The organism is Moorena sp. SIO1F2 (assembly GCF_010672755.1).
In the GTDB taxonomy this organism is placed as follows: Bacteria; Cyanobacteriota; Cyanobacteriia; order Cyanobacteriales; family Coleofasciculaceae; genus Moorena.
Genome location: NZ_JAAHFV010000022.1, coordinates 1 through 26,286 on the forward strand (window position 1 = coordinate 1; position 26,286 = coordinate 26,286).

Sequence of the window (26,286 nt, forward strand, 5' to 3'; positions counted from 1 at the left end):
TAGTCATTAGCAGAGGCATAATTTTCTCGTTAATAGAGAAAATTATATTTACTGCTAATGACTTAAAATTAAATGATTAAAACAATCACAACCCACAGAGTTAGCACATACTAAACACTTATGAGCGGACGACTTATTAATCAAAAAAATGGCATAAACAGTAATCAAAGAAATGACACAGAGATTAATCAAATAAATGGCACAGAGCACGATGACGACCTCCGAGGTAGCGATGAACAAGTTGTACGAGATGAGATCTACGGCCAAGGGGGTGCTGACAGTCTATTCGGAGGTCCCGGAGGTGACTATATCAACCCTGGTATTGATAATTATGCTGATGTGATCTGGTATAAGAACTTTTCCGAGAGGACGGACATCATCGAAAACTTCGATCCCAACGATGAAGATATTGTGGTTCTAACCTCTGGTTTCTTTTGGGATCTTGTTCACAACCAAGGTTTGAATTCAGATGCAAATCTTGGAGATTGGTTGAAAATTGAGTTGGAAATTGATCAGTTTGGTTCACATGCTCTTATTAAAGTAGATCGAGATGGTCTTCAAGGCAACACCCCCTTCAGAACATTAGCTACCCTGAAAAATGTTGATACAAACGATCTAACTATAGATATAGTTGATGGCGATTTTATCATCGGATGATTAACCACAGGTGATTTAGGATTGTCAAGATCAGCTTCGAGGTTACGTTTGGAACCAATCAGGAATCCGGTCAGTCTTTAACCCAAGACTGTCAGATTGGTTTCCAGCGTCTACTCGGAAAAAATATCCAGTTTGGAACTGGGAAGCATCTACCCATGACTAATCTCTAGTTCTCAACAAAGATAATAAATATGTTTCACCTTAAAAACCACAAGTGCTTCTCTTTGAGAACAGGTATTGTCAGCCTGATCGGTGTGGCCAGTCTATTTGATACTAATCCTGCCTCAGCCATCATCATCACTAATGGTAGTTTTGAAAACAATTTTACGGGCTGGGAAACATTGGGTAGTGCTTCTGTGCGCACCGCAGGTTTTGGTAGTAAACCTACTGACGGCAGTTCCTATGCCCAGCTAGATACATTCCTTCCCCAGGAACAAGAGAACTTCATGGAGCTAGCCGATTTTCTAGAGCTGGACATTACAGCGCTGGATCAGATCGGCAATGGAAAGGGGGAGGTGTTTGAAGGATCAGCAATCAGAACTAGCTTTACAGCAGAAGCAGGAGATGTTATTAATTTTGATTACAACTTCCTCACAGATGATTTCGGTTCTGAGTATTTTAATGACTTCGCTTTTGTGGGAATTTCCGGTCAGGTGAATGGTTTGGCTGATACGTTCTCAGTATTAGCTGATTCCAAGACACCCTTTGTGAATGAAACTGGTTTTAGCACCTACTCTCAGACAATTGCTGGCTCTGGAACCTACACCCTGACCATAGGTGTGACAGATGTGGGAGATGGTGCCTTTGATTCAGGAGTACTAATCGATAATGTCAATGTAGTCAGACTCGAAGCACCTGATCCCCCCCCAGTTCCACAACCAGATCCTCCCTCAGTTCCACAACCAGATCCTCCCTCAATTCCACAACCAGATCCTCCCTCAATTCCACAACCAGATCCTCCCTCAATTCCACAACCAGATCCTCCTACCTCAGTTCCAGAACCAACCTCTGTATTGGGGTTACTAGCCCTTGGGGCAATAGGTGTGAGAAGTAAGTTGAACAAACACAAAAAAAAGTTTGAGGGAACTAGTAAAACACAGAGCTAGCTAATGGGGAAACCCGCGAACAATGGACTACAGACAACGGACCAATGAACTAGAGCGACAAGGAGCGAGTTTTGGTTGCTCAGTAATTCTAATCATGACAGAACGCCAGGTCAGATTTATATTCTGCAATAGTTTCGCTTCACGCCTATCCCAACGGCATGACAATCTCTTAACTTAGACTAATTACCAAAGACCGTCATACAAAGTTACACATGCTCTATAATCAGAGTTATGTTATTAGGAAATAATACTTATTATGCTAATCAGTGACCAACGTAAAATCAATCTCCGCAACTTGTAATAGCCTTGTAATAGCTCCGTGCTCTAGGGCTTGTGCTCCTCGTGTTATTATTAATGGTCCAATGAGCAGAACTTTCTCGCTTTCCCAAATCTTTTTAAAACTTAATATATAGTGATACCAAGTGGCGAGTAGTCAGCTATCAGCTATTAGCCGTCAGCCCAGAAGCTTAGATCTGACCCTCAACCAATAACCAAAAGCTGCTTGGGGCTTGGCACAATCAATGGCCTTACTGAACTAAGCAATGATATCAAGTAGTGTGGTATCAGTAGTCAGTTACCCAGTAACCATTACCAATTAGCTATTACCAATACCCTATTTTCGTGAATGTGGAAAAACTGTACTGTTGAAGCTTGAAAATTAGGAATTATAATATACTGTGGGTAAGATCTCCATCCTATCCACCTAGCGCTACCACATAGCACAACATTTCTTATGGGGACAACTACAGTTTTACGAATAGGCGATCGCGTTATTAGTGCAGAAGAAATTGTTCCCCTGCTAGCTGGTTACCAATTGCTGCCACCGTTAATCCGTGAGATTATCATTGACGAGGCAGTGGCTACCGCAAGCTGCACACCAGAGGAGAAGGCTCAAGCCTATCAGCAGTTCTTGGAAAAAAATCAGCTCATTGACGAGACGGCTAAACAGGCTTGGCTAAAGCAGCGTGGTATGAATCCAGCTCAATTAGAAGCCCTAGCGGTACGAAGTATTCTGATTGAGAAATACAAACAACAAACCTGGAGTCACAAACTGGAATCTTATTTTCTGGAACGGAAGGGACAATTAGACCGGGTGATTTATTCCCTGATTCGGACTAAAGACCCAGGGGTAGCCCAAGAAATCTATTTCCGGATTCAAGAAGGAGAAGAGTCTTTTGCTGACCTAGCCAGGGAATATTCCCAAGGACCAGAAGCTCAGACTGGGGGATTAATCGGTCCGGTGGAACTGAGCGTACCTCACCCCGCCTTAGCCCAAATGCTTCGCCTGAGCCAACCCGGACAACTGTTCCCACCGACACGCTTGGGAGAATGGCTGTTAATCGTGCGTTTGGAGAAGTTTATGCCAGCGCAGTTAGATGATTCGATGCGCCAGCGACTGCTGAATGAATGTTTCAGTACCTGGCTAAGTGAGCAACTGAATCAGCAATTAGCGGCGCTAGATTAACGACTTTACTTTCTTCTGAAACTAAACTCAAGAAACTAAAGAGAGGGCATTGATTCCGGATTTGGGGGAAGATAGGCGGGAATTGGCTAATAGTTTTGGCTGATCCAGGGTCAGATGGGCAAGATTCCAAAAAACTCCTCTAGCTTGGGGATATGGTAATCCTCAAGCTGTGCCGTGGCTAAATTATGAGTAGTCTATGGTGATCGGGAAAATTTTTGTTCTTTAAGGCTAGTCTCAATAGACTTTGCCTGTTCCCATCATAGCATAGCCAACTAGTTACATTTCTTGATGAAAGAAGCGCTAAGCAAGTCAATGGGTGCGTTACAGAGTCTTTACATAAAAGACATACCTACTATGCCTAGCATATCCTAATAAATACCCCATGAGAAGCTGTTATCAAATTTAATTAAGCTAACTAATCTCACCCTAAAGCTAACTAATCTCAAATCCTAAGAGGCTCAATGACCTATACAACAACAATTCAAGAGTTTCTAGCTGGTATTTCTCCGTTCAATAAATTGTCAAGGGCGGCACTGCAAAAACTGTCCACTAGTTGCCAACTGTTGCGCTACCGCATGGGTCAGACAATTGTGGTCAGGGATAAAATGCCAGGCCAAGTCTCGATTCTATTCCAAGGTAAAGCCCGTCTGATTGGCTATGACCAACGCCGTCAAACCCCCACAACCCTCAAATTACTACAACCAGGAGCGATTATTGGCTGGGTAAGTTTGGTCAGGGGAGTACCGTGTGAAACTGCGATCGCATCGGTGGAAGCCGTTTGTGTCACCATCAATGCGGCTGACTTCTTAGGGCTGCTAGATACAGAAAAATCTTTCTCAGATGCCTTCAAAGCCCGTTGTGGTCTAGTGGAAATCTTTGATCTTTTGGGAACAGAGTTGGGGCGTCGGGCTGAGGCAGAGACTGACCTCAAAGCACTTGCCATGTATGCCTGGTCAGACGCTTTAGTTTATAACCTACCTCGGGGCAAGCAAATGTCGAGCCAACTCGACCCCAATCGAGTATGGTTTGTGAGTGGGGGAGCAGCCGCCAATTTACCAGTAGGGTCTTGTCTGAGTTCAGAAGCATTGTCTAGCTTACAGGTCAATGGTCATGGCGCAACGCGCTTGGTGGGAATTCCAGAAGCTATTTTCTCTGAGCAAACCGCCACTGACTCGGAAACCCTGGCTGAGCCTACCGATACAATTCCCAGTATACAAGACGATATTCCCCAGGCTCCAGACCGACCGGATCAGGCTCCCGAGACGATTTACCCTGAGCAAACAACTCCTACAAAATTCCCCTTTATACGGGGTAAAGGAGCGGTGCAGGAATCCTTGGCTTGTTTCCAAATGCTGAGTAAGTACTTTAAAATGCCTTTCCGCAAAGATAGTATACGGAAGGTGCTAAAAAACCAGCATGCTCGCACCGGTCAAATCTCCCTTCAGCACTGTGGTGCAGTGGCAGAACTGATGGGATTAACTGCCCAACTCGCAACAATACCAGCTCACGCTATCAAACGTTTACCGACCCCAGCGATGCTGTTGTGGCACGATAGCTTAGCTATTCTCTATGAAGCCAGTGAACGGCAAATAGTGCTGGCGGTGCCACAGCTGGGAATTCAAAAGCTTAAACCCAAGGATTTTGAAGAAAACTGGGGAGAAGGCGGGCAGGTACTTCTGTTAAAACCTACCAAAGACACCCCTACCCAGCGGTTTGGTCTGAGTTGGTTTTGGCCTTCTATCGTTCGTTACCGCAAGGTATTGACGGAAGTTTTAATTGCTTCTTTCTTTGTCCAACTGTTGGGTCTAGCCTATCCCTTGATTATCCGGGTACTGATTGACAAAGTGATTTCCCAAAACAGTACCGATACCTTGCAAGTACTGGGAATTTTACTGTTGGTGGTGTCGGTTTTTGAGGGGGTTTTAATCACCCTCCGTACCTACCTGTTTGTAGATACGACCAACCGTATCGATATGGCTCTCGGTTCCGAGATTATTGATCACCTGTTGCGCTTACCCTTAAACTATTTCGAGAAACGACCCGTTGGGGAGTTGTCCACTCGCATCAATGAGCTAGAAAATATCCGCCAGTTTTTGACCGGGACAGCCCTAACCGTGGTGTTAGATTCAGTCTTTTCTGTAATCTACATCGTGGTCATGTTCATGTTTAGTTGGGTGCTGACCCTGGTGACTTTGTCAGTGATTCCTTTGTTCATGCTCCTGACCCTGATCGTTTCCCCAATTGTCCGGCAACAGCTACGCACTAAAGCAGAACGGAATGCTCAAACCCAATCCTATCTAGTGGAGGTGTTATCTGGCATTTCCACCGTTAAAGCCCAGAATATTGAATTGCGATCGCGTTGGAAATGGCAAGAGAAATATGGGCGCTATGTTAGTGAAGGCTTCAAGAATGTGCTAACCTCTACCGCTGCTAGTTCTATGAGCACCTTCTTGAACAAACTCTCTGGTTTACTTGTGCTGTGGGTAGGGGTCTATCTAGTACTAAATGGAGAATTAAGCTTAGGGGGCTTGATTGCTTTTCGGATTATTGGGGGCTACGTTACCAGTCCCTTGCTGCGTTTAGCCCAACTTTGGCAAAACTTCCAGTCTACAGCCCTATCCCTCGAACGCCTTAGTGACATTGTCGATACACCCCAAGAAGTGACTGAAGCAGACCAGGGTAATATCCCCTTGCCCTCTGTCAGGGGAGACATTCGCTATGAAAATCTCTCCTTTCGCTTTGCCAAGAGTGGACCAATGCAACTAAATAACATTAATGTGGAGATTCCAGCCGGTTCATTTGTAGGGATTGTGGGTCAAAGTGGTTCCGGTAAGAGTACCATGACCAAACTTTTGGCTAGACTCTATGCTCCAGAGTCCGGTCGCATCATTGTGGATGGTTACGATATCTCGAAAGTCGAACTCTATTCCCTGCGGCGTCAGATTGGGATTGTGCCTCAGGAAACCCTCTTGTTTGAGGGAAGCGTTCAAGAGAATATTGCTCTGACCAATCCTGATGCAGACAGTGATGAAATTATTCAGGCAGCAAAGATAGCAGTGGCCCACGATTTTATCATGGAATTGCCTTTGGGTTACAATAGCAGCGTTGGCGAAAGGGGTTCAGGTCTTTCCGGGGGACAACGACAGCGTATTGCGATCGCCAGAACGATTTTGCAATCACCCCAGTTAATGATATTAGATGAAGCCACCAGCGCCCTCGATTATGACACCGAGCGGCAAGTGTGTTTAAATCTAGCGGAAGCTTTTCAACAAAGCACGGTATTGTTCATTACCCACCGCCTAGGAACCATTCGCAACGCTGATATCATTTTGATGATGGATCGGGGTTCAATAGTAGAGCAAGGTACTCATGATGAACTGATGGCTCAGAAAGGTCGTTACTATTGCCTCTACATGCAACAAGATGCTCAAATGTAGCTATGAAGGGTGAAGCATGAAGCAATATTGGGTGAAGGATTAAGTATGAAGAATTATGAAGTGTGTATTGTCTTGGCAGTTGCTATTTGGTTTAACCCTTGGTGTCGGATAGACTAGGCTCAAGGATAAAAAAATACTAGTGGTCGGGGAGTTGGTTGTACAGAGGCTATCAATTGAAAGAAAGAAGTTTTGGCTAACTCCCCCTAAAGTAAGTGATAAAAATGAGCAATGAGTGAGGTGATTATTAGTTACTAAATATTTAATTAGTCAACCAGATAATTAGTACATTATTCGTTATTTAGATTTTATCCTTCGTTCTTTATCTTTTATCCTTCATACTTCATTCTTTAGACTTCATTCTTTAGACTTCATTCTTTAGACTTCATACTTCATACTTCATACTTCATACTTTCCCAAGTATTAACGAATAGCAGGAGCTAATAACGATGAGCCAATATAATGGCAATGGTAATGGCAATGGTAATGGCAATGGTAATGGCAATCGTTCCAAACCAAATCCAAAAATCAACATAGGTGCTGTCGGTACTATTAGCAAAACCACAGTTCCTCAAGACACCCGAGATAGACATCGTGCTTCTAATAGTCACATCGAATTCGACCAGCCAGTTATTCTAGAACAATCCTCCCATTGGTCTCATGCCATTCTCTGGGCACTGTTGAGTCTAACAACTTTTGGTATGGTGTGGGCTTACTTTGCCAAAATTGACTATGCCGTTCCCGCTCGGGGCAAGCTAGAGCCACAAGGTGCGGTTAAAGAAGTCCAAGCTCCTGTGGGTGGAGTGGTAACAAAAATTCATATTAAGGAAGGACAGCGGGTTAAAGAAGGGGATTTGCTCCTTTCCTTTGAGCCCAAAGCTACTCAGGCTCAACTCACGTCTCTCAATAAACGTCGCGCTACCTTAATCAGAGAAAACCAGTTTTATCAAGCTGCAATTAGTAATCCTAATTATCCACCTGTACCACCACCAGGTATGGATATACAACTGTCCTCACAACTGCCTTCTCTGATCGCTAGTCGAAACACGCTACTGTCAGAAATTGGACTTTATCGCGCTCAACTTAGTGGAGGTTCTTCTAGGGCTAATCTTAACCCTGAACAACGAATTCGTTTACAATATGGTACTGCTGCACTTGACGCTCGGATTGCTGAACTTGAGAGTAGAATTGGCTCCCTACAGGAACAGCTGAAACAGAATCAGATTCAACTTGCCAATGGCAGAGACATCCTAACAGTTGAGCAGGGTATTCTGACAGACCTCAGGCCCCTGTTTGAACAGGGGGGCTTTTCTAAGATTCAGTTCTTGAGGCAGCAAAATGAGGTCAAAAATCGCCAAACTGAGGTAAACGCTAGGATTGAAGAAGAACAACGCTTGCAAAAAGAAATTGCTGGGGTCAGAGCGAGTCTACTCAATACCATTGCGTCTTCTCAACGAGAACTGGCTGATTTGATGGCCCAAAATAAAGAAAGGATTGATAGCATAAACACCCAAATAGCTAGCATTATCAGTCAATTAAATCAACGCATTGTTGATAACAATAAACAGATGGCTGAAATTGATAGCCAGTTGCAGCAGGCTCAACTAACCCTAAGCTATCAAGAACTACGAGCTCCTGTTGATGGAACAGTTTTTGATTTGCAACCCTCAACTCCTGGTTTTGTTGCCAATACCAGTGAGCCAGTGCTCAAAATTGTTCCCGGTAGCTCTCTGATTGCTAAGGTATATCTGACCAACCGAGACATCGGGTTTGTGGAAGCAGGTATGAAAACCGAAGTCAGAGTTGACTCTTTTCCCTTTAGTGAGTTTGGTGATGTCAAAGGGGAGGTACTATCTATTGGTTCTGATGCCCTACCACCGGATCCTGCGCAATTGCGTCAAGACTATACTTTCCCTGCCAAAATTAAATTGGATCAACAGTACATTAAAGCTTATGGCAAAGAAGTGCCATTGCAATCGGGTATGTCTATCAGTGCCAATATCCAGGTGCGTAAGCGAACAGTGATGAGTATTTTCACCGAGATGTTTTTGGATAAGACTGAAAGCTTTACCAAAATGCGTTAGGCGGCAACCACTCCTCAAGATTACGGTTCTACCGACTGCTGAATTTAAGCACAGATGGGTACATTGATGGAAGTAAAGTACATAAAACTTTACACCAGGGTGATCTCTCACCCACTGCTTAAATTCGGTAAGGTGAACCGGCGATGTTTGAACATTTTACAGATAAAGCGATCAAATCCATCATGCTCGCTCAGGAGGAAACCCGTCGCTTGGGACACAGCCTCGTAGGAACTGAGGAACTGCTGTTGGGTTTGATTGCACAAGGAACAGCTGTGGCAGCCAGAGTGCTGAGTGATTTTGGTGTTACCCTCGAAGATGCTCGCTACTCGGTAGAAAATACTGTGGGTAGGGGTTCGAGAATGTTTAGCTCAGAACTCCCTTTCACCCCCAAAGCCAAAGAAGTTTTCCAGCAATCTTTCCAGGAAGCTAAGCAACTAGGACACAACTACATCGATACTGAACATTTGTTGCTAGCTATCATTCAAGACAGGAACAGCGTTGCCACTCAAGTACTGGTAAACCTGGGTGTAGACCTCACAGAATTACGCACCCATGTCATTAGTACGATAGCAGAATTAACAGCAGCAACAACTGCTAAGGGACAAGGTTCCTCGTTTATAGGGAATACTCAAAACCAGAAAGCTACCTTAGAAGAATTTGGAACTAATCTGACCAAGTTAGCTGCAGAGGGAAAACTGGATCCGGTGGTTGGTCGTCAGCAGGAAATCGAGCGGGTGGTCCAGATTTTAGGTCGTCGTAGCAAGAATAACCCGATCTTACTAGGGGAACCTGGAGTTGGGAAAACTGCGATCGCAGAAGGTCTAGCCCAACGGATTCTATCTCAAGATGTTCCAGACCTGTTGGCAGACAAACAAGTGATTAGCCTAGATATGGCTTTATTGGTTTCTGGTACTCGCTTCCGGGGAGACTTTGAAGAACGGCTCAAGCAGATTGTCTCTGAAGTCCAGCAATCCGGGAATATTATCCTAGTCATTGACGAAATTCACACCTTAGTCGGTGCTGGATCCTTAGAAGGGGGTATGGATGCGGCTAATTTGCTTAAGCCTGCTCTCGCTAGAGGTCAACTCCAGTGCTTGGGAGCTACTACTCTGGATGAATACCGGAAGTATATTGAGAAAGACGCAGCACTAGAACGTCGTTTCCAGCCAGTCATGGTCTCGGAACCTTCTGTAGAGGATACCATTGACATACTCCATGGTTTGCGCTCAACCTACGAGGAGTATCACAAAGTCCAGATTTCCGAGCAAGCGTTACTGGCTGCAGCTCAATTATCAGACCGCTATATCTCCGACCGTTATTTACCCGACAAAGCCATTGACCTGATTGACGAAGCTGGGAGTCGGGTTCATTTGATGCACTCAAAGCCTTCTTCAAGGGCTAGAGCAGAATCAGAGTGGGAGAGTGAGGGAATTGAAGGTAAGTTATCCCCATCTCCAACTATTCCGATTGTGGATCAAGAAGACATTGCTCAGATTGTAGCGTCTTGGACTGGGATACCGGTCAATAAACTGACGGAATCTGAATCAGCTCTGCTACTGCACTTGGAAGAAACTTTGCACGAGCGGATCATTGGTCAAGACGAAGCTGTTACTGCTGTGTCTCGGGCAATTCGTCGGGCAAGAGTTGGATTAAAGGATCCTAATCGACCGATTGCTAGCTTTATCTTCTCTGGTCCGACTGGAGTTGGTAAGACAGAACTGGCTAAATCTTTGGCTTCCTACCTGTTTGGGTCAGAAGACAAGATGATTCGCCTTGACATGTCGGAATATATGGAACCCCACACTGTTTCCAAGCTGATTGGTTCTCCTCCAGGGTTTGTGGGTTACGACGAAGGTGGTCAACTTACCGAAGCTGTCCGACGCCAGCCCTACTCGGTGGTACTATTTGACGAAATCGAGAAAGCTCACCCTGACGTTTTCAATGTACTGTTGCAACTGTTAGATGATGGTCGCTTAACCGATGCTAAAGGTCGTACTGTAGATTTCAAGAACACAATATTAATCATGACCTCCAACATTGGTTCTAAAGTGATTGAAAAAGGAGGTAGTGCTTTTGGCTTTGAGTCATCAAATAACCAAGATGAATCTAGGTACAACCAGATCCGCACTCAGGTCAATGAAAATCTCAAAGACTATTTCCGTCCTGAGTTCCTCAACCGCCTTGACGAGATAATTGTCTTCCGTCAGCTCAAGAAGAATGAAGTTAAGGAAATTGCTGACATCCTGCTCCAGGAAATCTCTAGCTCTATACAAGAGAAAGGAATTACCCTCGAAGTCACAGAGCGATTCAAAGACCACTTAGTCACAGCAGGCTACGAACCAAGCTATGGTGCTAGACCTCTACGACGGGCAATTATGAGCTTGTTAGAAGATAGCTTAGCCGAAGCCATGCTATCTGGTCAGATTCAAGAGGGTGATACAGCAATTGTTGATGTGGATGAGCACGGTCAGGTCAAGGTATTATCTGGTAATGTCCAAAAAAGGCTGCTGCAACCAGTTGGTGTTTGCTAGTGCTAAGGAGTGATGCCAAATTTCCTTCTAGGCTGGACTTTCAAGGCTGGATCTGTAGAGGGGTTGCCTGCAATCCCTCTAACATATATCTACATCTACATATTTATTTTTAGTAGATATATACAGCGCCATAGTTAACCAGGAAAAAGGCTCCTCCTCATGAAGTTAGTTATTCCCGTTGCTCTACCACAACATTCCTATGATATTGCGATCGCACAACACCTTCCTGATGGCAAGATGACCACAGGTGGCTTAGATGATATTGGGGTTTGGATGAGCCGTCTACAGTTGGGCAAAAAAGTTTTAGTGGTATCTAATCCAGCGATTTTCCGAAGATATGGGAAAAGAGCGATCGCAGCTTTGGAGTTAGTGGGATATCAGGTATCCAGCCTTACCCTGCCTGCTGGTGAACGATACAAAACTGTCAAATCTATCCAAAAGATCTATGATGTTGCCCTAGAAAACCGCCTAGAACGCTCCTCGACTCTAGTGGCATTGGGCGGTGGAGTAATTGGGGATATGACAGGATTTGCTGCTGCCACTTGGCTAAGGGGAATTAATTTCGTTCAGGTTCCCACATCTCTGTTGGCCATGGTTGATGCTTCAGTTGGTGGCAAGACCGGGGTGAATCATCCCAAGGGCAAAAACTTGATCGGTGCCTTCCATCAACCACGATTTGTCTTAATTGACCCGTCGGTATTAAAAACATTGCCAGCCAGAGAATTGCGAGCAGGGATGGCAGAAGTGATTAAGTATGGGATTATCTGGGATGAAGAGCTATTTGTGAAACTAGAGGAATCGAAGCGACTTGACCAATTGCGTTACCTGAAAAAGGATTTATTAGAAACAATTCTCTCTCGGTCTTGCCAAGCTAAAGCAGATGTGGTTAGTCAGGATGAGAAAGAAGCTGGGATCAGAGCAATTTTGAACTATGGTCACACCATTGGTCATGCCGTAGAAAGCTTAACTGGCTACAAGTTAGTGAATCATGGGGAAGCGGTAGGGATTGGAATGGTAGCAGCAGGCCAGATTGCCGTGGCACTCCAGATGTGGCACTCAGAAGATGCCGAACGCCAGGATGCTTTAATCGCAAAAGCTGGACTACCTACTAAGTTACCCAGTGGGCTAGATATTGATGCGATTATTGATACCCTGCAAACTGATAAGAAAGTAAAAGAGGGTAAGGTAAGATTTGTTTTGCCTACCAAGATTGGTGAAGTAACCTTGACAGATCAGGTGCCAACTGATGTGATTAGGGAAGTCCTTCGGCAAATGCAGCTATAGCAAAGGGAATCGGGAATCGGGAATAGGGAATAGGGAGTAGGGAGTAGGGAGTAGGGAATAGGCAGTAGCTTACAAGGGTAGGTTTTTGACAAAGGGGCGAGTAGGTAGTTTTATTGGCGTTGCGTCAGTCTTTGAATGAATAGGAGTAGAGTGGGCATCCTGCCCGCCTGAAAATAAGGAGGAAACTGGCAAGATGCCAGTTCCACCAAGATGGCCATTCCACCAAGATGGCCATTCCACCAAGATGCCAGTTCCACCAAGATGCCCATTCTACAGGTGCGACCCGTGGCGAATTAAATTCGCTACAGGTCGCACCGCTCCCGACTCCCGACTCCCGATTCCCGATTCCCGTTCCCCTCCTGGGAGGGGTTAGGGGTGGGTTCCGACTCCCGACTCCCGACTCCCGATTCCCGACTCCCAACTCAAATGTCAAGGTTTGGTAACTTGTTATTAACATCTATCGAAGATGCTATGAAACCATTGATAATCGGCTAAAGGGTTTTACCCCTCATGTCACTCAATCCCTTACTGGGTAAGACTATCCCAAGGTTACCCTAGGGGGCTGAAACGATTTGCCCACACCATTCTCCATAGCCATTAAGGAAAGTTGATCGAGAAATCGCAAAATTTTGAAAATGAGCTAGGGTAGACATTGGCCCCAATCTAGTTATGAATGCTCCCCCCAACTGCTACGGGAGGTGGGGGTGTCCGTCTTGATTACAAGGGTTTATCCCTCGCGACAGGCGGCATTCGCGCCGAAAAGCCAGGACTTTTGCTGGACTTCTCCCCCAAGTCGTTTCCGCTATGGGGCTTGTATTAGAAAATTTTACCTAGAGTCTGACGTATATAAACCGACTACACAGGATTTACAGGTTTGTTTTCCCTGGCGTTGAGAGGTCGTGCCTCTAGGTTGCTCAGAATCTTGTTCTGTCCTTTACCGTACCGCTCAAGCTAAACCAATTATACCACAATAGGCAGTTCTCAGACCCCCACCTGCGTTCTCGTGGTGGGGGAATGGGTCACTCATCTTGTTCAATTTAGGGTATGGTTGCAATTGTTACACCAAAATTCCCCAAAACTATGGGCACAGGGCTTATTGCCCAACGTTAAGGGTGAAATTAAGTGACAGCTCCTAAACTGACCTTTCAGGTTCAGTGTAGGCAACAAGCGCCAATCCGGCTATTGCTTAGGAGGCGCTGGGCTTTAAGAACGGACTGCCCTCTCTTGATGCAATAGCGAGTGGGGGAAACCCCCAAGACCGCGCTGCATCGCTGCCGCTCTGTTTTCTTGGTGTTTTTTTTAAGACTGTTGTCCTGACAAACCAGCATTTAAGGCCGTAGGCCACGCTACGCGAACGGCTTTGTTTACCAGTACATATATTATAGCAATTCCATGCATACCCTGTGAAAAATTAATCCCACACTTATTATGCTGCGCGTTAAAATGTCAGGGGCTTCTTTTGCCGTAAGCTAAAAAATATGCGACCTTAGCAGTAGTGGCAATTCGTTGTAATTCGGTTCCAGTTGAGAGGCAATATTAATGAGTGATGGTATGGCATTCCTGACGGGGGCTGCCTTTGCCGGTATGGCAGCTTTGTTTCTCCTCAAAGGAGGAGGCAATATGGTGGCGAATAACCTTCCCTCTTCCCAACCCTTCCAAATTTCCCCTAACAATCCCTATAATTCCCCTTACACAGATCAACAGCCAAACCAGGCTCTAGCTTCACCGAACTTAAATAATTTAAATAATAATTTAAATAATATGCTCAATGTTGAACAGCAGCGGCGGGACACTGAGCAGCTCAAAGCTATGGTTGAGCAACAACGAGCTGAAACTGAACAGCTCAAAGCCCAACTTCACAATCAGCAGTTACTGCTAGACAATCTAACTGCTCAGGTTGATGCCAGTGTGATCAGGGCTCCTGAGCAACTAATCCCTAATCGTAAAACCACTAATCAAACGGCAAATACCCTGATGTCAGGCATACTTTGGGGACTTGGCGGTATGGCCGTAACCATTGGTGGTGGTGCCGTTGTGATTGGGGGGTTAGCCTTGCTCTCACGACCACAGCGTCCTCCTCGTACAACTTATGTGGTCCAACACCCCTACTCTAGTGTTCCTCCTTCCCTACCAGCGAGACGGCGCTCTGAGTTTATGTCTCATCAATATGATGATAGACTTTATGACCGGATCGACTACGAATAGATTCTCCACGTCTAGTCATCGTAGTATAGGTCATCCTCAGAGTCTCGGAATTTCCAGGATTGCCCCAAAAGCTGCCACACTAGAGGTGCGATCGCTCCCCCAAGAAGACCAATACCAACGCTAACAGCCAAGACAACACCGATTGGCAGATCAATTGACTCGAAGACTAAAAACTTCACGGATACTTCCGTGATATTTTGGATCGAGAAAATAGCGATCGCACTAATCCAAATCGCAACTATCAGAGATGTCAGAAGTAAGCCAAGAATTCTGATATGGGAATAGTTCATTATGGTTACTAGTTTCTGGTGACTAGTGTGACTCTATGTATTTTTTTTTCTAGCACATTTGCCAACAGCATCCCTGATTCTGTCAACAGTAGGTGTAGTGTACGGTGGGCAAATAATCATAGTTTCACCATTTGTACAGTTATGATCTGCATTTGCCCACCCTACTGACTCTGGTGTAGGGTGGGCAAATAATCATAGTTTCTGCATTTGTACAGTTTTCATGTCCATTTGCCCACCCTACTGACTATGTCACAATTGCTGGTAAGAATAGCCCGAGGTGAGAGGGATGCCCCCACTACTCGACCAAACCACCGATCAACGCATTGTCCATGATGGCACCTGGGAACAGTTTAAGTTCATCCAGAAGGGATTTGATGGTTCTCCTGGAGTACGGCTGTTCTACTATGATGGGATAATCGAGATTCTGATGCCAGGACGGGAACACGAAATTTTTGCCAGTATCATCGGTTACTTAATCACAACCTTTCTGACGGAAAAGGGTATTTTCTTTCAGCCAACTCGCTCCATGACTCAGGAAAAAGAGGGAGTCGCCTCTGCCCAAGCTGATGAGTCTTATTGCATCGGAAGTGTTAAGCCGATTCCAGATTTGTCCATTGAAGTGGTTTTTAGCAGTGGTGGCATCAGTAAGTTAGAACGGTATCAAGCTTTAGGTGTTCCAGAGGTTTGGTTTTGGGAAGATGGATTACTAAAGCTCTATCATCTTCAAGACGGCAGTTATGTCCCAATTGAGTGTAGCTTGCTACCCGGACTGAGTGAATTGGATCTTGATTGGTTCAGACGCTGTGTTTTGATGGCGGAAACCGATGCGGGAGAAGCGGTTAGAGCGTTTCGTCGGCAGATTTAGTTATCAGCTATCAGCTTTCAGCTGTCAGCTTTCAGTTATCAGTTGGGTAGGGTGGGCAAATCTAGATAGTTTCTCCAAAAGTACAGTTATCATCGATATTTGCCCACCCTACTGACTAGGGCTTCGCTAATATACTTCATCATGAGTACCTAAATTAAGCAACAAAATAGCTTCTTCTTGATCTTCAGGATTTTCGATAAATTCAAATAAAATACGGTAGCTGTAGTCAATTGAACATGACCAGATATTGGATAAATCGCCTTTAAGTTTGTGGGTATGTAAGCTAGGATGAAAAGGATCTTCTGCTAACTGACGCACGGTTTTTTCAATTAGCGGTCTAAAATCTGGTCTTTTACGAATTATTCGTTTAAAACCTCGTAGGGATTGGGGTGTCCATGCTATTTTCATGGTTGATCGAGTTCTTCAAAGAATTGATCAACTGAACCAAATGTTACTTTTCCTTCTGCTAATTCTTGGTGAATTTCTTGGATTTCTTGGGATATTATGGCTCTACGTTGTAGATGGAATCGTTTGAGAAGAGTATCGAGTAATATCTCTTGCTCTTCTAAGGACAATTTTTCAACGGTTTCAATCGCTTGCTGAAAGGCTGAGGTTTTGAGCATACTTTCAAGATGATTTGCTGGTTCTTTCTATTTTATCTTTATCAGTCATCCCCTCAACCCAACCTAAAAGATCGGCTTACGCACTCAGTCGGCAGATTTAGCCGTAGAGTGGGCTGCGTCATGAGAGTTTCATCATTTGATCAGTTATCATCAACCTTTGCCCACCCTACTGACTATCAGCTAATGGGCTACGGGAACAGCTAGTCAGCCGTAGGGTGGGCTGCGTCATGGTATTTTCAACATTTGTAGAGTTATCATCGACCTTTGCCCATCCTACAAAAGCGATTGACCGTAGGTCACGCTACGCTCCGGAAGCGTTTCGGCAAAGCCGACGCTACGCGAACGCAAAGCGTGGCCATTCGCGTAGCGTGGCCTTTTGGCCAAGGCCTCAGCTTCCGCGCTTATGCGATCGCACTACGCGCAAGTCAGAAGTCAGAAGTCAGAAGTCTGCTATGACTTACGTTTCGGAGTTTAGGAATGTCAAAGATCTGAATGCGTAGTGCGATAACCTTCAACTAACTAACCTTCAACCAACTAACCTTCAACCTAATTTCAACTTCATAACCCCAAAAAAAATAGCCGCAGAAATACTTTCCACGGCTAGGAATTTTCGCTTATGCACTCAATTTTATCACCGATCCAATTCTGATCGGAGCCTTTGTCCAGGGGGGAAACCCCCCCAGAAATTTAAGGTCTTAACGCCAAATCCAATACCTCTTCATAATCGTAATATATTGTCCTGGGATTCCAGTGGGCTGAAGAGGACCCCACTCAGTAAGTTGAGCGTAGCCCAGGCCATTAAGGATATACACGGTATGGGTTATTTGCTCGCGAGACCCCTTCAAAATGTACGGAACAACGAATCCGTTTGAATTATCGTTTGAATTTGGCTGAGAGTTTTGAGGCATAGTCGAATAATTGTTTTTAGGTTAATATATATAATCGTAATGATTATATTTAAGTTTGTCAAGGGTTTTTATAATTTTTTTTTTGTTGAGGGGTAATTGAAAGAAAGGTGAGCGGTAAGCGGTCAGCGGTCAGCTATCAGCTATCAGCATAATGCTTAAATTTTTTTTGATCGAATGGTATAATTTAATAGGTTTAAATTTGGATATAGTATGAATATAATTTTTGAATTTTGTAGGGTGCGTTAGGCGGGTTGGTTGAGAAGATTATATGATATAACCATAGTTGAAGCCGTAACGCACCATGGTATTGGTTAAGAATGGTTTGGTTTCAATTTGTATACCGATGGTGCGTTACATTTCATGCTTCGCACCCTACAAGAGCGACCGCGCACCGGCGCACGCTACGCTCCGGAAGCGTTTCGGCAAAGCCGACGCTACGCGAACGCAAAGCGTGGCCATTCGCGTAGCGTGGCCTTTTGGCCAAGGCCTCAGCTTCCGCGCTTATGCGATCGCACCAAAATGAGTTAAGCTAGCATCAACACAAAATTTAAACCAACAATAGAGGCGATTGCGCACCGGCGCACGCTACGCTCCGGAAGCGTTTCGGCAAAGCCGACGCTACGCGAACGCAAAGCGTGGCCATTCGCGTAGCGTGGCCTTTTGGCCAAGGCCTCAGCTTCCGCGCTTATGCGATTGACCTTTGGTCACCCTACGCGTACGCACTTCAATTCAAAGTTCAAAATTAAAAATTAAAAATTAAGGAAGAAAATATTTAAGTGGGGTAGGGTGGGCAAATAATGAGACTTTGACCATAAGCGATGTGATCATGTTCATTTGCCCACCCTACAAGAGCGATCGCACTCGCACCCTATTTGTAACAATTATTAACAGCAACTGCTCTGCAAAGGGAGTCGGGAGTCGGGAGTCGGGAGACCGGATGTGCTTTGGAATGGTCAATTGCCGGGTTTCGATGGTAAATTAGCTGCAAAGGTATATTTTGTGATCAGTGATCGACACCCCCGGTCGCCATCTACTATTGGTAATTGTATTTTTGTTGGAGTGGTAAGCCATGGTGAGGCAGATTGAAACCCTATCGAGATCAGCTCTGCAAACGGAAGTATCTCGCTTGCGGGAAGAGTTGCAGCTTAGAGACCAGTTAGTGCAGCAGCTGTCTCAAGAACTATTCCGGTTGGTGAAGGGTAATGCTAACTTCAAGCCTCCCCAAGAGGTGTCTGAGCGCCATAAGGCTCAGATGGTGGTCTTGCGAGAACAGTTGCACGATGTGGAGCAGCAGGTGGAATTTTATCAACAGCAAATTGCCACCCGTGACACGGAAATTAAGCAATTGCGGGATAATGTAGAAGAATTAACCGAGCGCTCCCGTCAGCTAGAACAAGTGGTACAAGAGCTACCAAAAATTTATCACCAGAAGTTTTCGGAACGGATGGCACCAGTTAAGGAGAAGGTGACCATGTTACAGCGGGAAAACCGACAACTCCACGCTGAACTCCAGAGTGTCAGTTACCGACTAGCCGTGAGAAGCCGCAATATCACCCGCGTTGATCTACCCAGCTTCAATCGTCAGAATGGTAGTCCAATCCCAACCTTTGGTAGTGTGTAACAGCCTTTGGGTTAGGGGTGCGTCAACTGGTTTGTTGAAGGTTGAAGGTTGGTTTGTTGAAGGTTGAAGGTTGGTTTGTTGAAGGTTGAAGGTTGAAGGCGTAGGGTGCGTTAGGGGGGGCTCGCCGTAATTTTCCGCCTCAACGCCAGCCAAAAGATCGCCCCCCCGTAACGCACCACCGGGTCAAACAGCAATAATCAGATCACAGGTTTGTGGAAGGTTGTTCGCGTAGCGTGGCCGAAAGGCCAAGCTTGACGGTTGGTAGATTAGTTTCTGGGTTGATTACTTACACTTTACGATGGGGAAAACTTGGGGAAAACTTTTTTAAATCTGTCAACTTGCCAACCCTTGGACTTGACCACCCCATATCATGAGCTACTGTCTTAATCCTAAATGCCAAAATCCCCAAAATCCCGATCAGGCCAGGTTTTGTGCCTATTGTGGAACTAGATTACGATTGGGCGATCGCTTCCGTGCTCTGAGGCTGATTAGTATTGGTGGTATGGGGCGCACGTTTCTGGGGGTGGATGAGGCGGATGATAGCAATGCTAAGTGTATCATCAAACAGTTATCGTTACAACAGCAGGATACGAACAATGCTCAGAAAGCGGCTGAGTCTTTCCGCCAAGAAGCTATTAGGCTGCAAGTGCTGGGACAACATCCTCAGATTCCGGAACTTCTGGCCTATTTTGAGGCGGATCATCAATTAGGTATTGCAGGAGAACCTGCTCTAGTCCACAAGTATATCGAGGGGGAAAGCTTAGCCACAGAACTGGAAACGGAAGGGACGTTTAGGGAAAACCAGGTTCGGCAAGTCCTGATTGAATTGCTGCCAGTGCTGCGCTTTATCCATAGTCATCAGGTAATTCATCGGGATATCAATCCCCACAATATCATTCGTCGCCCTCCTCCTGAGTCCTCTTTGTCCCAGTTACCAACACAAAAAACCAGGAAGAGGTTTTATTCTTGGGGGGGAAGGGGGAGCGAACTGTTTCTGGTGGATTTCAGCGCTGCTAAGCTGACTACAAAATCTGTGCTAGCACGAACGGGAACTATGATTGGCTCTGCGGCTTACACGGCTTCGGAACAGTTGATGGGGAAAGCGATCGCAACCAGCGATTTGTACAGTTTAGGGGTGACCTGTATTCATCTGCTTACCAACGTTCACCCCTTTGATATGTTTAATAGTCTAGAAGGGAAGTGGGTTTGGATCGATTACCTCAGGCAACCTGTCAGTGATCAGCTTATTCGCATTCTGAACAAAATGGTAGAGAATTTACCAAACCAACGCTACCAATCAGCCACTCAAGTCCTCGGAGCACTGGGTTTACCAGAGAATTTCGCTGCTATACCAGTAACGTCTTTATCTACAACAGTTACCCCTAAGTTTGAGACTCCTACTTGGAAATGTGTACATACCTTTTCTGAAGAATCTAGTGGAATTAATTCTATCGCCTTTAGCCCGAATGGAGAAACTATAGTTAGTGGTAGTACAGATAAAACTATCACGCTTTTTAACTGGCAAGCTAAAACAGTTGTCGCCAAACTTTCAGGACATTTAAATGTGATTGAAGCAGTTGGGTTTAGTCCAGATGGAGAAATTATCGCTAGTAGCAGTTGGGATAATACCATTAAACTATGGCATGAGTATACGGGAAATTTAATTCATACCCTTTCTGGACATTCAGGTTGGGTAAAGTGTCTGGCAATTAGTCACAATGGGCAACTTCTAGCTAGCGGTAGTGCTGATCAAACCATTAAGCTTTGGATGCTGAAGAAGGCATCATTACAGACAACTTTCTTTGGCCATTTAGGAACAGTTAATGCTGTAGCTATTAGTAAAGATGGACAACTGCTAGCTAGTGGTAGTGCTGACAAAACCATTAAGCTTTGGAATTTAGTAACTGGTAAGCTCAGCGCAACGATTACTGGACATTCGGCATCGGTAGAGTCACTCACCTTTAGCCCTAGTGGTCAAATCTTAATTAGTGGCAGTGCTGATAAAACGATTAAGATTTGGTTGCTCAAGAGGGATCGGTATTTACAAATACCAAAGAAACCGTTGCTTACTCTCACAGGACATGGGCATGCTGTTAAATCTATTGCCATTAGCCCTCAAGGTAATACATTAATTAGTGGTAGTGCCGATAAGACTGTCAAAATCTGGCATCCTGGTAGTGGTGAATTGCTCTATACTCTTACTGATCATTTAAGCGCTGTTACTACCGTTGCTATTAGCCATGATGGTGGTACCATTGCTAGTAGTTCTCAAGATAATACTATTAAGATTTGGCAGTTTGAGTGATTGGGAGAAAGGGAATAGGGAATAGGGAATAGGGAGTAGGGAATAGGGAATAGGGAGCAGGGAGTAGGGAGCAGGGAGTAGGAAAGAGCTCGAAAGAGTTTTTAATGTTGTGATAAATTAGCACTATTGTTCTTGAACCTCCCCATCCTAAGAGGATGGGGATTCCCAGGCACAACCTAAATGGCTGTTAACTCCGTGGGCGTAACTTTCCCTCGAACCGAAGGTAGCTGGGTAGGGTCAATACCCAGTTTTTTAAGACCTCGCATTTTAATGTTTACTGCACCATTTACATCAGCATCATCGTGATACCCACACTCAGTGCAAACGAATTTTTCTTTTTTTCGATTACTCCCACTAGTGTGGTGACACTTTGGACATCGCTGAGACGTATGTTTTGGGTTGATTTTAATTACTGGAATGCCTGACTTTGCAGCCACAACTTCAACCTTTTTAACTAGCTCGCCCCAAGCAGCATTAGATATTGCACGGTTTAATCCTCTTTTGGCCGATTGCCCATTGCGTTCGTAGCCGCCATTTTCATTGGGTTTAGGTTTGCAACGGGACTTCATACCTTTGATATTCAAGTCCTCAAATATCAGGGCATCGGCTTCATTTGTTAGGGTTTTAGCAGTTTCCCAGTGATATGCACGACGTTTATCAGTGATTCGATCATGCAATGAAGCCACTCTAGAGAAGGATTTTTTGCGGTTTTTTGAGCCTTTCTTTTTCCTACTCGCAGATCTTTGCCTTAATCTCAGACGTCTCGCTTGACGTTTTGATTTTTTGTCGTTAGCTGGATTGCTGATTATCTCTCCATTAGAAATACTAACGAGCTTTTTAATACCCAGGTCGCAACCTTTGACACGAGATGCATCAATTTCGCCTTTAGTTTTTACAGATGGATCTGGTACCGATTTGTCCTCAATCTGGAGACTTACAAACCATCCCCGTGCTTTTCGACGAACGGTTACGGACTTCACTGTAAATCCATCAGGGATAGGGCGAGACTTGTGGAAACGCATCCATCCTATCCCTGGTAGATAGATTTGATTGCCATCCAGCTTTACCTGTCCTGGAGCATATTTGAAGCTTCTAAATCGCGAACGTCTCTTAGGTTTAGGGTGTTCTGTCTCTCCTTTGAAAAACTTTGAAAAAGCCACATCTAACTGCCTTAACGTCTGTTGCAAGACAGTTGAATTGATAGTTTTGTACCAAGGTCGCTCTTTTTTGAGAGTTGGGAGACTTGAGCTCTGAGCTTCGTAAGCATTCCTACGAGGGTTCTTTTGACTTTTTTTCCAAGGATATCCGATAGAATGTGACTTGTTCACGGAACAGGTCAATGGACACGCTTCTCCCTTACTTTTAAAATCACAGTAATTACCTAGTCTTGGAGATCTAACTTGATCATAAGACTCATTTCTGTCTCTCAATAAGTAATTGTACTGCGCTAACAGCATATCTAGCCATCGGTTCATTGTGGCTTGTTGCTGATGATTGGGTCTTAGTTTATAGACGTATCCAAGCTGCATGGCTCGACCTCTCCATCCGTGCTATCTTAATTATATATTTCCGAAATTATATTGACAAGAGGATGCCTAAACAAAAATCAAAAAAAGTAGGAAGACCCCGACTTTATGACGAACCTAAAACAACCCATAGCATCAAGGCCACACAAACGGCTTGGAATGGATTGAAATACCTAGCAGCTTCTTCGGAGTTAAGTCTATCGGAGTATCTGGAATTTTTGGGAAAGACTGGTGTGCTACCTGAGTGATCGGTATTTGAAGGGAAAATTCATCCCTGGAGACGAAACCTTAGGAGAGTGGAGCCTTTATGGTTGGCAGGCTATGCATAAAAAGGTTAAAACTTATTGATTAAGGCTCCACTCTCCTTACGGTAACTTTAAGACCTAAGAGGACGGGGTATTCTTTTCCCCTGGCCTTTGGCCACGCTACGCGAACAAACTCCCCTATTCGATAACCTATTTATATAGCGCTTCTTATAGCTATGAGGTACACAGGATTTTTTTCCTGATCTGAAGTTTCCTATTCTGTCTTCCCTACTCCCTACTCCCTGCTCCCTGCTCCCTAACTTTGGAGTTACACTGCATCTATGGACAGACTCGGATCACCCCTATGGAAATTACCATCCAACTCCCCGATGAAATCGCTAGTCAACTCCAAGTAGGTGACCTCTCCCGCAGAATCCTTGAACTGATCGTGGCTGATCACTATCGTCAAGGTCACCTTGGTGCTGCTCAAGTCCGCAGAATCCTTAACTTTTCTTCTCGCTGGGAAACCTACCAATTCCTCAAGGAGGAAAAAGCTTACCTTCCCTACACCGAAGCTGACCTAGACGAAGATCGCAAAATCCTTGACAATCTATTTTCAAAAGCTTTTAGATAAGCAAAATGGCAACCTCTCTAATAAATCCTGATCAAGATTTCGCTTTATGGGCTGTGCTGCTGTCAGCAGCAACAATTGGATTGTGGGCAGAACGTACTCCTTGGGGAGCTAAACTATCTGGGGCTGTTGTGACCATTTTGGTAACCTTCATCCTATCTAATCTTAGGATTATCCCACCGGATGCTCCCACCTATGGGGTGGTCTGGTCTTACTTAGTTCCTTTAGCGATTCCTTTGCTACTATTCCAAGCTGACTTGTTTCGGATTGTGTGGGAGGCTGGGTCTACCTTAATTGCCTATGTCATTGGTGCAGTGGGAACAATCCTAGGAACAGTAGTGGCTTACTATCTCATTCCTTTAGGAGAAGAAGGTTGGAAGTTGGCAGCAATTTTTTGTGCTACTTATATTGGTGGTTCTGTTAATTTTGCGGCAACCGCTGAAAGCACTGGGTTACGAGCAGGAGATTTACTCAGTGCCGGGGTAGCAGCAGATAATTTAGTTATGACCTTGTACTTTTTACTGTTGTTTGCTTTACCTTCAATGAAGTGGCTACGGGGAATTTTCCCTAACCAACGTTCCCATGAGAATACTAATTCTAGCCAGTTTAGTGTCTTTGATTCCCAGTCTCGACAAGGACTCTCTGTTATCGATATCACTTTGGCATTAGCCATTAGTATGACCACTTGTGCTGTAGGTTATGGTCTCGCTAGCTGGTTGGGCTTCAACAAAGGGGGAATTCTGGTGGTAACGGTTTTAATTGTGATGCTAGCGACAGTATTTCCAAGTTATTTAGGTAGGATAACCGCAGCAGAAAAAATTGGCTATCTGCTGATGCAGGTATTTTTTGCTGTAATTGGAGCCAGCGCTAATGTGGAAATAGTGCTACGAGTCGGATCAGTTCTGTTTATCTTTGCTGGATTAATTCTCGCCATCCATTTGTTAGTGCTACTGGGAGTTGGTCGATTGCTGGGTTTGGATTTAGCTGAATTGCTGATTGCGTCCAATGCTAATATGGGTGGGCCAACTACAGCAGCGGCTATGGCGACAGCACGGCAGTGGGATAAACTTGTTACTCCTGCTATTCTTTGCGGTACTCTGGGTTATGCAGTAGCTACGTTTATTGGTGTAGGATTAGGTAATTTTCTGCGGTCTTTGGGTTGATGTAGTATTTTGAAATTGGGTGAGGTACTTACGCCGGTGGATTTTAGGGAGCAGGGAGCAGGGAGCAGGGAGCAGGGAAGTCGGAAGTGGGAAAAAATACTGTTTACCTCATAGCTATGAAAAACGCTATATCGCATTTTCCTAGGTTTTGGAAATATTTCCGGATATAGGTAGAACTCCCTTGGATTCAGAAATAGTAGATGCACCCTGACTAATCCCTCAGCTACCCGCTGGGGTTTTTTTTTGATCTTGAACAATGGTATCTGGGGTGACGTTTCTGGGGATTTTGGTTTTTGCGATCGCGTAGCGGCTCCATTCGCGTAGCGTGGCCCAAAGGCCAAGGAGCATCGCATTTCCCTATGTTTTGCCAATGTTTCCGCCCACCTTATGCACTTCAAACTGTAGTATTTTGAAACTCCCCCGGCTTATAGCCTTGAGGAGTTTCAATCGGGAGCAGGTCAAAGTTGATGAACTATCTAGTATTAGAGCAAGCTAAAACCCATGAGGGGGCTATAGCTTTAGTACAAATGCTCTGCATAAGTGACATGCTCCCTGTCAATCTCTTATATAGCGTTTTCCATACTTATGATTTAGACAGGATTTTTTACCAATTCCGAAGTTCCCAATTGCGAAGTTCCCTGTTCCCTAAAATCCCAAAATTGTCTACCTCACCGAATTTAAAACCGCTATATTATTACTAAGGCTGATAAGCATTAAGTAATTTACTGTGAGGCTGTACAAATGGTTAAGATTGATACTCAATCGGTGTAAATCGCTCAAAAATGGGCTTTTGAGATACTGTATTAGGGGTAATACCAAGTATCCTACCAAAGCCCTGTTGACTAATTGCAATTTTTCATATCCTAGATTGGCGAAGGTATTGTTAAAAACTAAATGATGCTATGACACTAGTTTATAACGATAAAACAAAGAAGCTTGAATTTAAATTTACATGGGAAACCTTTATCGATATATTTTTCACTTATAAAATTGAATGGGCACTTATTAGATATGTAGTAGATCTAGTGAAATCACCAGGTAATCTTTCTCAAGATGATAGTGCAATCATAAGGTCAGTCATTGAGGAGGGGCGCAAGCAAAACGTTGATGAAATGGAGATTCAGATGAGCCGTGATGTTGCTTTGGGAATTAATGTAGATGGTATAAAAGGTGTCGATGTGACATTCGGAAGCAAAGGTAAAACAAATTATGTTATGAAGATCAAATATAAGTCTGATGACTAATCAAGCTGTCTAGTTATTATCAAGAATTCCTGTTTAATAACATAAAAGCCAATGAAGATAAAATCTGAAAAGCTGTGGTAGTAAACTTTAGCATGCATG

At 44.5% G+C, this 26,286-nt stretch carries 26 protein-coding genes; 18 read left to right on the forward strand and 8 right to left on the reverse strand.

The features are described 5' to 3' along the window. Positions 1-120: 120 nt before the first annotated feature. The 7 genes from F6J94_RS04745 to aroB all read left to right on the forward strand — a co-directional run bounded on the left by F6J94_RS04745 (position 121) and on the right by aroB (position 12,561). Complete coding sequence (locus F6J94_RS04745; RefSeq protein ID WP_293037434.1) at positions 121-657, forward strand: hypothetical protein; 537 nt, start codon at positions 121-123, stop codon at positions 655-657. A 191-nt stretch (positions 658-848) separates the two neighbouring features. Then, positions 849-1,763: a PEP-CTERM sorting domain-containing protein gene (locus F6J94_RS04750; protein ID WP_293037436.1), complete on the forward strand. Its 915-nt coding sequence runs from the start codon at positions 849-851 to the stop codon at positions 1,761-1,763. A 733-nt stretch (positions 1,764-2,496) separates the two neighbouring features. After that, positions 2,497-3,228 carry a peptidylprolyl isomerase gene (locus tag F6J94_RS04755; RefSeq protein ID WP_009149356.1) on the forward strand — a complete coding sequence of 244 codons (732 nt, stop codon included), beginning with the start codon at positions 2,497-2,499 and terminating at the stop codon, positions 3,226-3,228. A 461-nt stretch (positions 3,229-3,689) separates the two neighbouring features. After that, positions 3,690-6,665 (forward strand): peptidase domain-containing ABC transporter, encoded by a 2,976-nt coding sequence (locus F6J94_RS04760; RefSeq protein ID WP_293025650.1) that lies wholly within the window; start codon positions 3,690-3,692, stop codon positions 6,663-6,665. Positions 6,666-7,111: 446 nt separating this feature from the next. Beyond that, positions 7,112-8,746, forward strand: coding sequence for an HlyD family efflux transporter periplasmic adaptor subunit (locus tag F6J94_RS04765; protein ID WP_293037442.1), 1,635 nt, complete (start codon positions 7,112-7,114; stop codon positions 8,744-8,746). 143 nt (positions 8,747-8,889) lie between these two features. Next, the gene (locus F6J94_RS04770; protein ID WP_293037445.1) at positions 8,890-11,277 is read left to right on the forward strand and encodes an ATP-dependent Clp protease ATP-binding subunit; all 2,388 of its coding nucleotides are present in this window, start codon (positions 8,890-8,892) and stop codon (positions 11,275-11,277) included. A gap of 159 nt (positions 11,278-11,436) precedes the next feature. Next, the gene (gene aroB / locus F6J94_RS04775) at positions 11,437-12,561 is read left to right on the forward strand and encodes a 3-dehydroquinate synthase (protein ID WP_293037448.1); all 1,125 of its coding nucleotides are present in this window, start codon (positions 11,437-11,439) and stop codon (positions 12,559-12,561) included. Here aroB and F6J94_RS04780 read toward each other — a convergent pair. Beyond that, positions 12,510-12,653 (reverse strand): hypothetical protein, encoded by a 144-nt coding sequence (locus F6J94_RS04780; protein ID WP_293037451.1) that lies wholly within the window; start codon positions 12,651-12,653, stop codon positions 12,510-12,512. The genes aroB and F6J94_RS04780 overlap by 52 nt on opposite strands. A gap of 135 nt (positions 12,654-12,788) precedes the next feature. Here F6J94_RS04780 and F6J94_RS04785 point away from each other — a divergent pair, with 135 nt between their 5' ends. Both F6J94_RS04785 and F6J94_RS04790 read left to right on the forward strand, forming a co-directional pair. Beyond that, positions 12,789-13,004, forward strand: a complete 216-nt coding sequence (locus F6J94_RS04785; RefSeq protein WP_293037454.1) for a hypothetical protein — start codon at positions 12,789-12,791, stop codon at positions 13,002-13,004. 1,096 nt (positions 13,005-14,100) lie between these two features. After that, on the forward strand, positions 14,101-14,766 hold the full coding sequence (locus F6J94_RS04790; RefSeq protein ID WP_293025637.1) for a hypothetical protein: 666 nt from the start codon (positions 14,101-14,103) through the stop codon (positions 14,764-14,766). Positions 14,767-14,777: 11 nt separating this feature from the next. On the opposite strand, the gene F6J94_RS04795 is transcribed toward F6J94_RS04790, so the two are convergent. Beyond that, complete coding sequence (locus F6J94_RS04795) at positions 14,778-15,056, reverse strand: LapA family protein (protein WP_293025635.1); 279 nt, start codon at positions 15,054-15,056, stop codon at positions 14,778-14,780. Between the two features lie 286 nt (positions 15,057-15,342). Between F6J94_RS04795 and F6J94_RS04800 the strand changes: the two genes are divergently transcribed. Further along, positions 15,343-15,921 (forward strand): Uma2 family endonuclease, encoded by a 579-nt coding sequence (locus F6J94_RS04800; RefSeq protein WP_293037457.1) that lies wholly within the window; start codon positions 15,343-15,345, stop codon positions 15,919-15,921. A gap of 126 nt (positions 15,922-16,047) precedes the next feature. Here F6J94_RS04800 and F6J94_RS04805 read toward each other — a convergent pair whose 3' ends face one another. Next, the gene (locus F6J94_RS04805; RefSeq protein ID WP_293025631.1) at positions 16,048-16,329 is read right to left on the reverse strand and encodes a type II toxin-antitoxin system mRNA interferase toxin, RelE/StbE family; all 282 of its coding nucleotides are present in this window, start codon (positions 16,327-16,329) and stop codon (positions 16,048-16,050) included. After that, positions 16,326-16,544: a hypothetical protein gene (locus F6J94_RS04810; RefSeq protein WP_293037460.1), complete on the reverse strand. Its 219-nt coding sequence runs from the start codon at positions 16,542-16,544 to the stop codon at positions 16,326-16,328. The genes F6J94_RS04805 and F6J94_RS04810 overlap by 4 nt, the downstream gene beginning before the upstream one ends. A gap of 227 nt (positions 16,545-16,771) precedes the next feature. On the opposite strand from F6J94_RS04810, the gene F6J94_RS04815 reads away from it, so the two are divergent. Both F6J94_RS04815 and F6J94_RS04820 read left to right on the forward strand, forming a co-directional pair. Next, entirely contained in the window at positions 16,772-17,044 is a 273-nt protein-coding gene (locus F6J94_RS04815) for a hypothetical protein (protein ID WP_293025627.1), read from the forward strand. 768 nt (positions 17,045-17,812) lie between these two features. After that, on the forward strand, positions 17,813-17,980 hold the full coding sequence (locus F6J94_RS04820) for a hypothetical protein (protein WP_293037463.1): 168 nt from the start codon (positions 17,813-17,815) through the stop codon (positions 17,978-17,980). Here the strand turns inward: F6J94_RS04820 and F6J94_RS04825 are convergent. Continuing rightward, the gene (locus tag F6J94_RS04825) at positions 17,977-18,120 is read right to left on the reverse strand and encodes a hypothetical protein (protein ID WP_293037466.1); all 144 of its coding nucleotides are present in this window, start codon (positions 18,118-18,120) and stop codon (positions 17,977-17,979) included. The two genes, F6J94_RS04820 and F6J94_RS04825, sit on opposite strands and share 4 nt — an antisense overlap. A gap of 401 nt (positions 18,121-18,521) precedes the next feature. On the opposite strand from F6J94_RS04825, the gene F6J94_RS04830 reads away from it, so the two are divergent. Together F6J94_RS04830 and F6J94_RS04835 are read left to right on the forward strand one after the other, a co-directional pair. Further along, the gene (locus tag F6J94_RS04830; protein ID WP_293025617.1) at positions 18,522-19,073 is read left to right on the forward strand and encodes an Npun_F5560 family protein; all 552 of its coding nucleotides are present in this window, start codon (positions 18,522-18,524) and stop codon (positions 19,071-19,073) included. 370 nt (positions 19,074-19,443) lie between these two features. After that, a complete protein-coding gene (locus F6J94_RS04835) occupies positions 19,444-21,378 on the forward strand; it encodes a WD40 repeat domain-containing serine/threonine-protein kinase (RefSeq protein ID WP_293037469.1) in 1,935 nt (644 codons plus the stop codon). Here F6J94_RS04835 and F6J94_RS04840 read toward each other — a convergent pair. Together F6J94_RS04840 and F6J94_RS04845 are read right to left on the reverse strand one after the other, a co-directional pair. Beyond that, on the reverse strand, positions 21,356-21,502 hold the full coding sequence (locus F6J94_RS04840; protein ID WP_293037473.1) for a hypothetical protein: 147 nt from the start codon (positions 21,500-21,502) through the stop codon (positions 21,356-21,358). The two genes, F6J94_RS04835 and F6J94_RS04840, sit on opposite strands and share 23 nt — an antisense overlap. Positions 21,503-21,554: 52 nt before the next feature. After that, a complete protein-coding gene (locus F6J94_RS04845) occupies positions 21,555-22,853 on the reverse strand; it encodes a transposase (RefSeq protein ID WP_293037476.1) in 1,299 nt (432 codons plus the stop codon). A gap of 116 nt (positions 22,854-22,969) precedes the next feature. Here F6J94_RS04845 and F6J94_RS04850 point away from each other — a divergent pair, with 116 nt between their 5' ends. From F6J94_RS04850 to F6J94_RS04860, 3 genes are all read left to right on the forward strand, one after another. After that, positions 22,970-23,152 (forward strand): hypothetical protein, encoded by a 183-nt coding sequence (locus F6J94_RS04850; protein WP_293026347.1) that lies wholly within the window; start codon positions 22,970-22,972, stop codon positions 23,150-23,152. Positions 23,153-23,513: 361 nt separating this feature from the next. Beyond that, positions 23,514-23,783, forward strand: coding sequence for a UPF0175 family protein (locus F6J94_RS04855; protein ID WP_293037479.1), 270 nt, complete (start codon positions 23,514-23,516; stop codon positions 23,781-23,783). Positions 23,784-23,788: 5 nt separating this feature from the next. Beyond that, complete coding sequence (locus F6J94_RS04860) at positions 23,789-24,943, forward strand: DUF819 family protein (RefSeq protein WP_293037482.1); 1,155 nt, start codon at positions 23,789-23,791, stop codon at positions 24,941-24,943. Here F6J94_RS04860 and F6J94_RS04865 read toward each other — a convergent pair. After that, a complete protein-coding gene (locus F6J94_RS04865; protein ID WP_293037485.1) occupies positions 24,883-25,296 on the reverse strand; it encodes a hypothetical protein in 414 nt (137 codons plus the stop codon). The two genes, F6J94_RS04860 and F6J94_RS04865, sit on opposite strands and share 61 nt — an antisense overlap. 549 nt (positions 25,297-25,845) lie before the next feature. Between F6J94_RS04865 and F6J94_RS04870 the strand changes: the two genes are divergently transcribed. Then, a complete protein-coding gene (locus tag F6J94_RS04870; protein ID WP_293026355.1) occupies positions 25,846-26,187 on the forward strand; it encodes a hypothetical protein in 342 nt (113 codons plus the stop codon). Positions 26,188-26,286: the final 99 nt, after the last annotated feature.

Bases quoted from the DNA above. Each gene is read 5' to 3' on its own strand.
- F6J94_RS04820 (WP_293037463.1), top strand. From the start codon at position 17,813: ATGCTTCGCACCCTACAAGAGCGACCGCGCACCGGCGCACGCTACGCT.
- aroB (WP_293037448.1), top strand. From the start codon at position 11,437: ATGAAGTTAGTTATTCCCGTTGCTCTACCACAACATTCCTATGATATT.
- F6J94_RS04835 (WP_293037469.1), top strand. From the start codon at position 19,444: ATGAGCTACTGTCTTAATCCTAAATGCCAAAATCCCCAAAATCCCGAT.
- F6J94_RS04760 (WP_293025650.1), top strand. From the start codon at position 3,690: ATGACCTATACAACAACAATTCAAGAGTTTCTAGCTGGTATTTCTCCG.
- F6J94_RS04870 (WP_293026355.1), top strand. From the start codon at position 25,846: ATGACACTAGTTTATAACGATAAAACAAAGAAGCTTGAATTTAAATTT.
- F6J94_RS04800 (WP_293037457.1), top strand. From the start codon at position 15,343: ATGCCCCCACTACTCGACCAAACCACCGATCAACGCATTGTCCATGAT.
- F6J94_RS04860 (WP_293037482.1), top strand. From the start codon at position 23,789: ATGGCAACCTCTCTAATAAATCCTGATCAAGATTTCGCTTTATGGGCT.
- F6J94_RS04770 (WP_293037445.1), top strand. From the start codon at position 8,890: ATGTTTGAACATTTTACAGATAAAGCGATCAAATCCATCATGCTCGCT.
- F6J94_RS04790 (WP_293025637.1), top strand. From the start codon at position 14,101: ATGAGTGATGGTATGGCATTCCTGACGGGGGCTGCCTTTGCCGGTATG.
- F6J94_RS04810 (WP_293037460.1), bottom strand. From the start codon at position 16,544: ATGCTCAAAACCTCAGCCTTTCAGCAAGCGATTGAAACCGTTGAAAAA.
- F6J94_RS04745 (WP_293037434.1), top strand. From the start codon at position 121: ATGAGCGGACGACTTATTAATCAAAAAAATGGCATAAACAGTAATCAA.
- F6J94_RS04815 (WP_293025627.1), top strand. From the start codon at position 16,772: ATGGTATTTTCAACATTTGTAGAGTTATCATCGACCTTTGCCCATCCT.
- F6J94_RS04850 (WP_293026347.1), top strand. From the start codon at position 22,970: ATGCCTAAACAAAAATCAAAAAAAGTAGGAAGACCCCGACTTTATGAC.
- F6J94_RS04755 (WP_009149356.1), top strand. From the start codon at position 2,497: ATGGGGACAACTACAGTTTTACGAATAGGCGATCGCGTTATTAGTGCA.
- F6J94_RS04785 (WP_293037454.1), top strand. From the start codon at position 12,789: ATGGCCATTCCACCAAGATGCCAGTTCCACCAAGATGCCCATTCTACA.
- F6J94_RS04750 (WP_293037436.1), top strand. From the start codon at position 849: ATGTTTCACCTTAAAAACCACAAGTGCTTCTCTTTGAGAACAGGTATT.
- F6J94_RS04805 (WP_293025631.1), bottom strand. From the start codon at position 16,329: ATGAAAATAGCATGGACACCCCAATCCCTACGAGGTTTTAAACGAATA.
- F6J94_RS04865 (WP_293037485.1), bottom strand. From the start codon at position 25,296: ATGCGATGCTCCTTGGCCTTTGGGCCACGCTACGCGAATGGAGCCGCT.
- F6J94_RS04845 (WP_293037476.1), bottom strand. From the start codon at position 22,853: ATGAACCGATGGCTAGATATGCTGTTAGCGCAGTACAATTACTTATTG.
- F6J94_RS04765 (WP_293037442.1), top strand. From the start codon at position 7,112: ATGAGCCAATATAATGGCAATGGTAATGGCAATGGTAATGGCAATGGT.
- F6J94_RS04795 (WP_293025635.1), bottom strand. From the start codon at position 15,056: ATGAACTATTCCCATATCAGAATTCTTGGCTTACTTCTGACATCTCTG.
- F6J94_RS04855 (WP_293037479.1), top strand. From the start codon at position 23,514: ATGGAAATTACCATCCAACTCCCCGATGAAATCGCTAGTCAACTCCAA.
- F6J94_RS04830 (WP_293025617.1), top strand. From the start codon at position 18,522: ATGGTGAGGCAGATTGAAACCCTATCGAGATCAGCTCTGCAAACGGAA.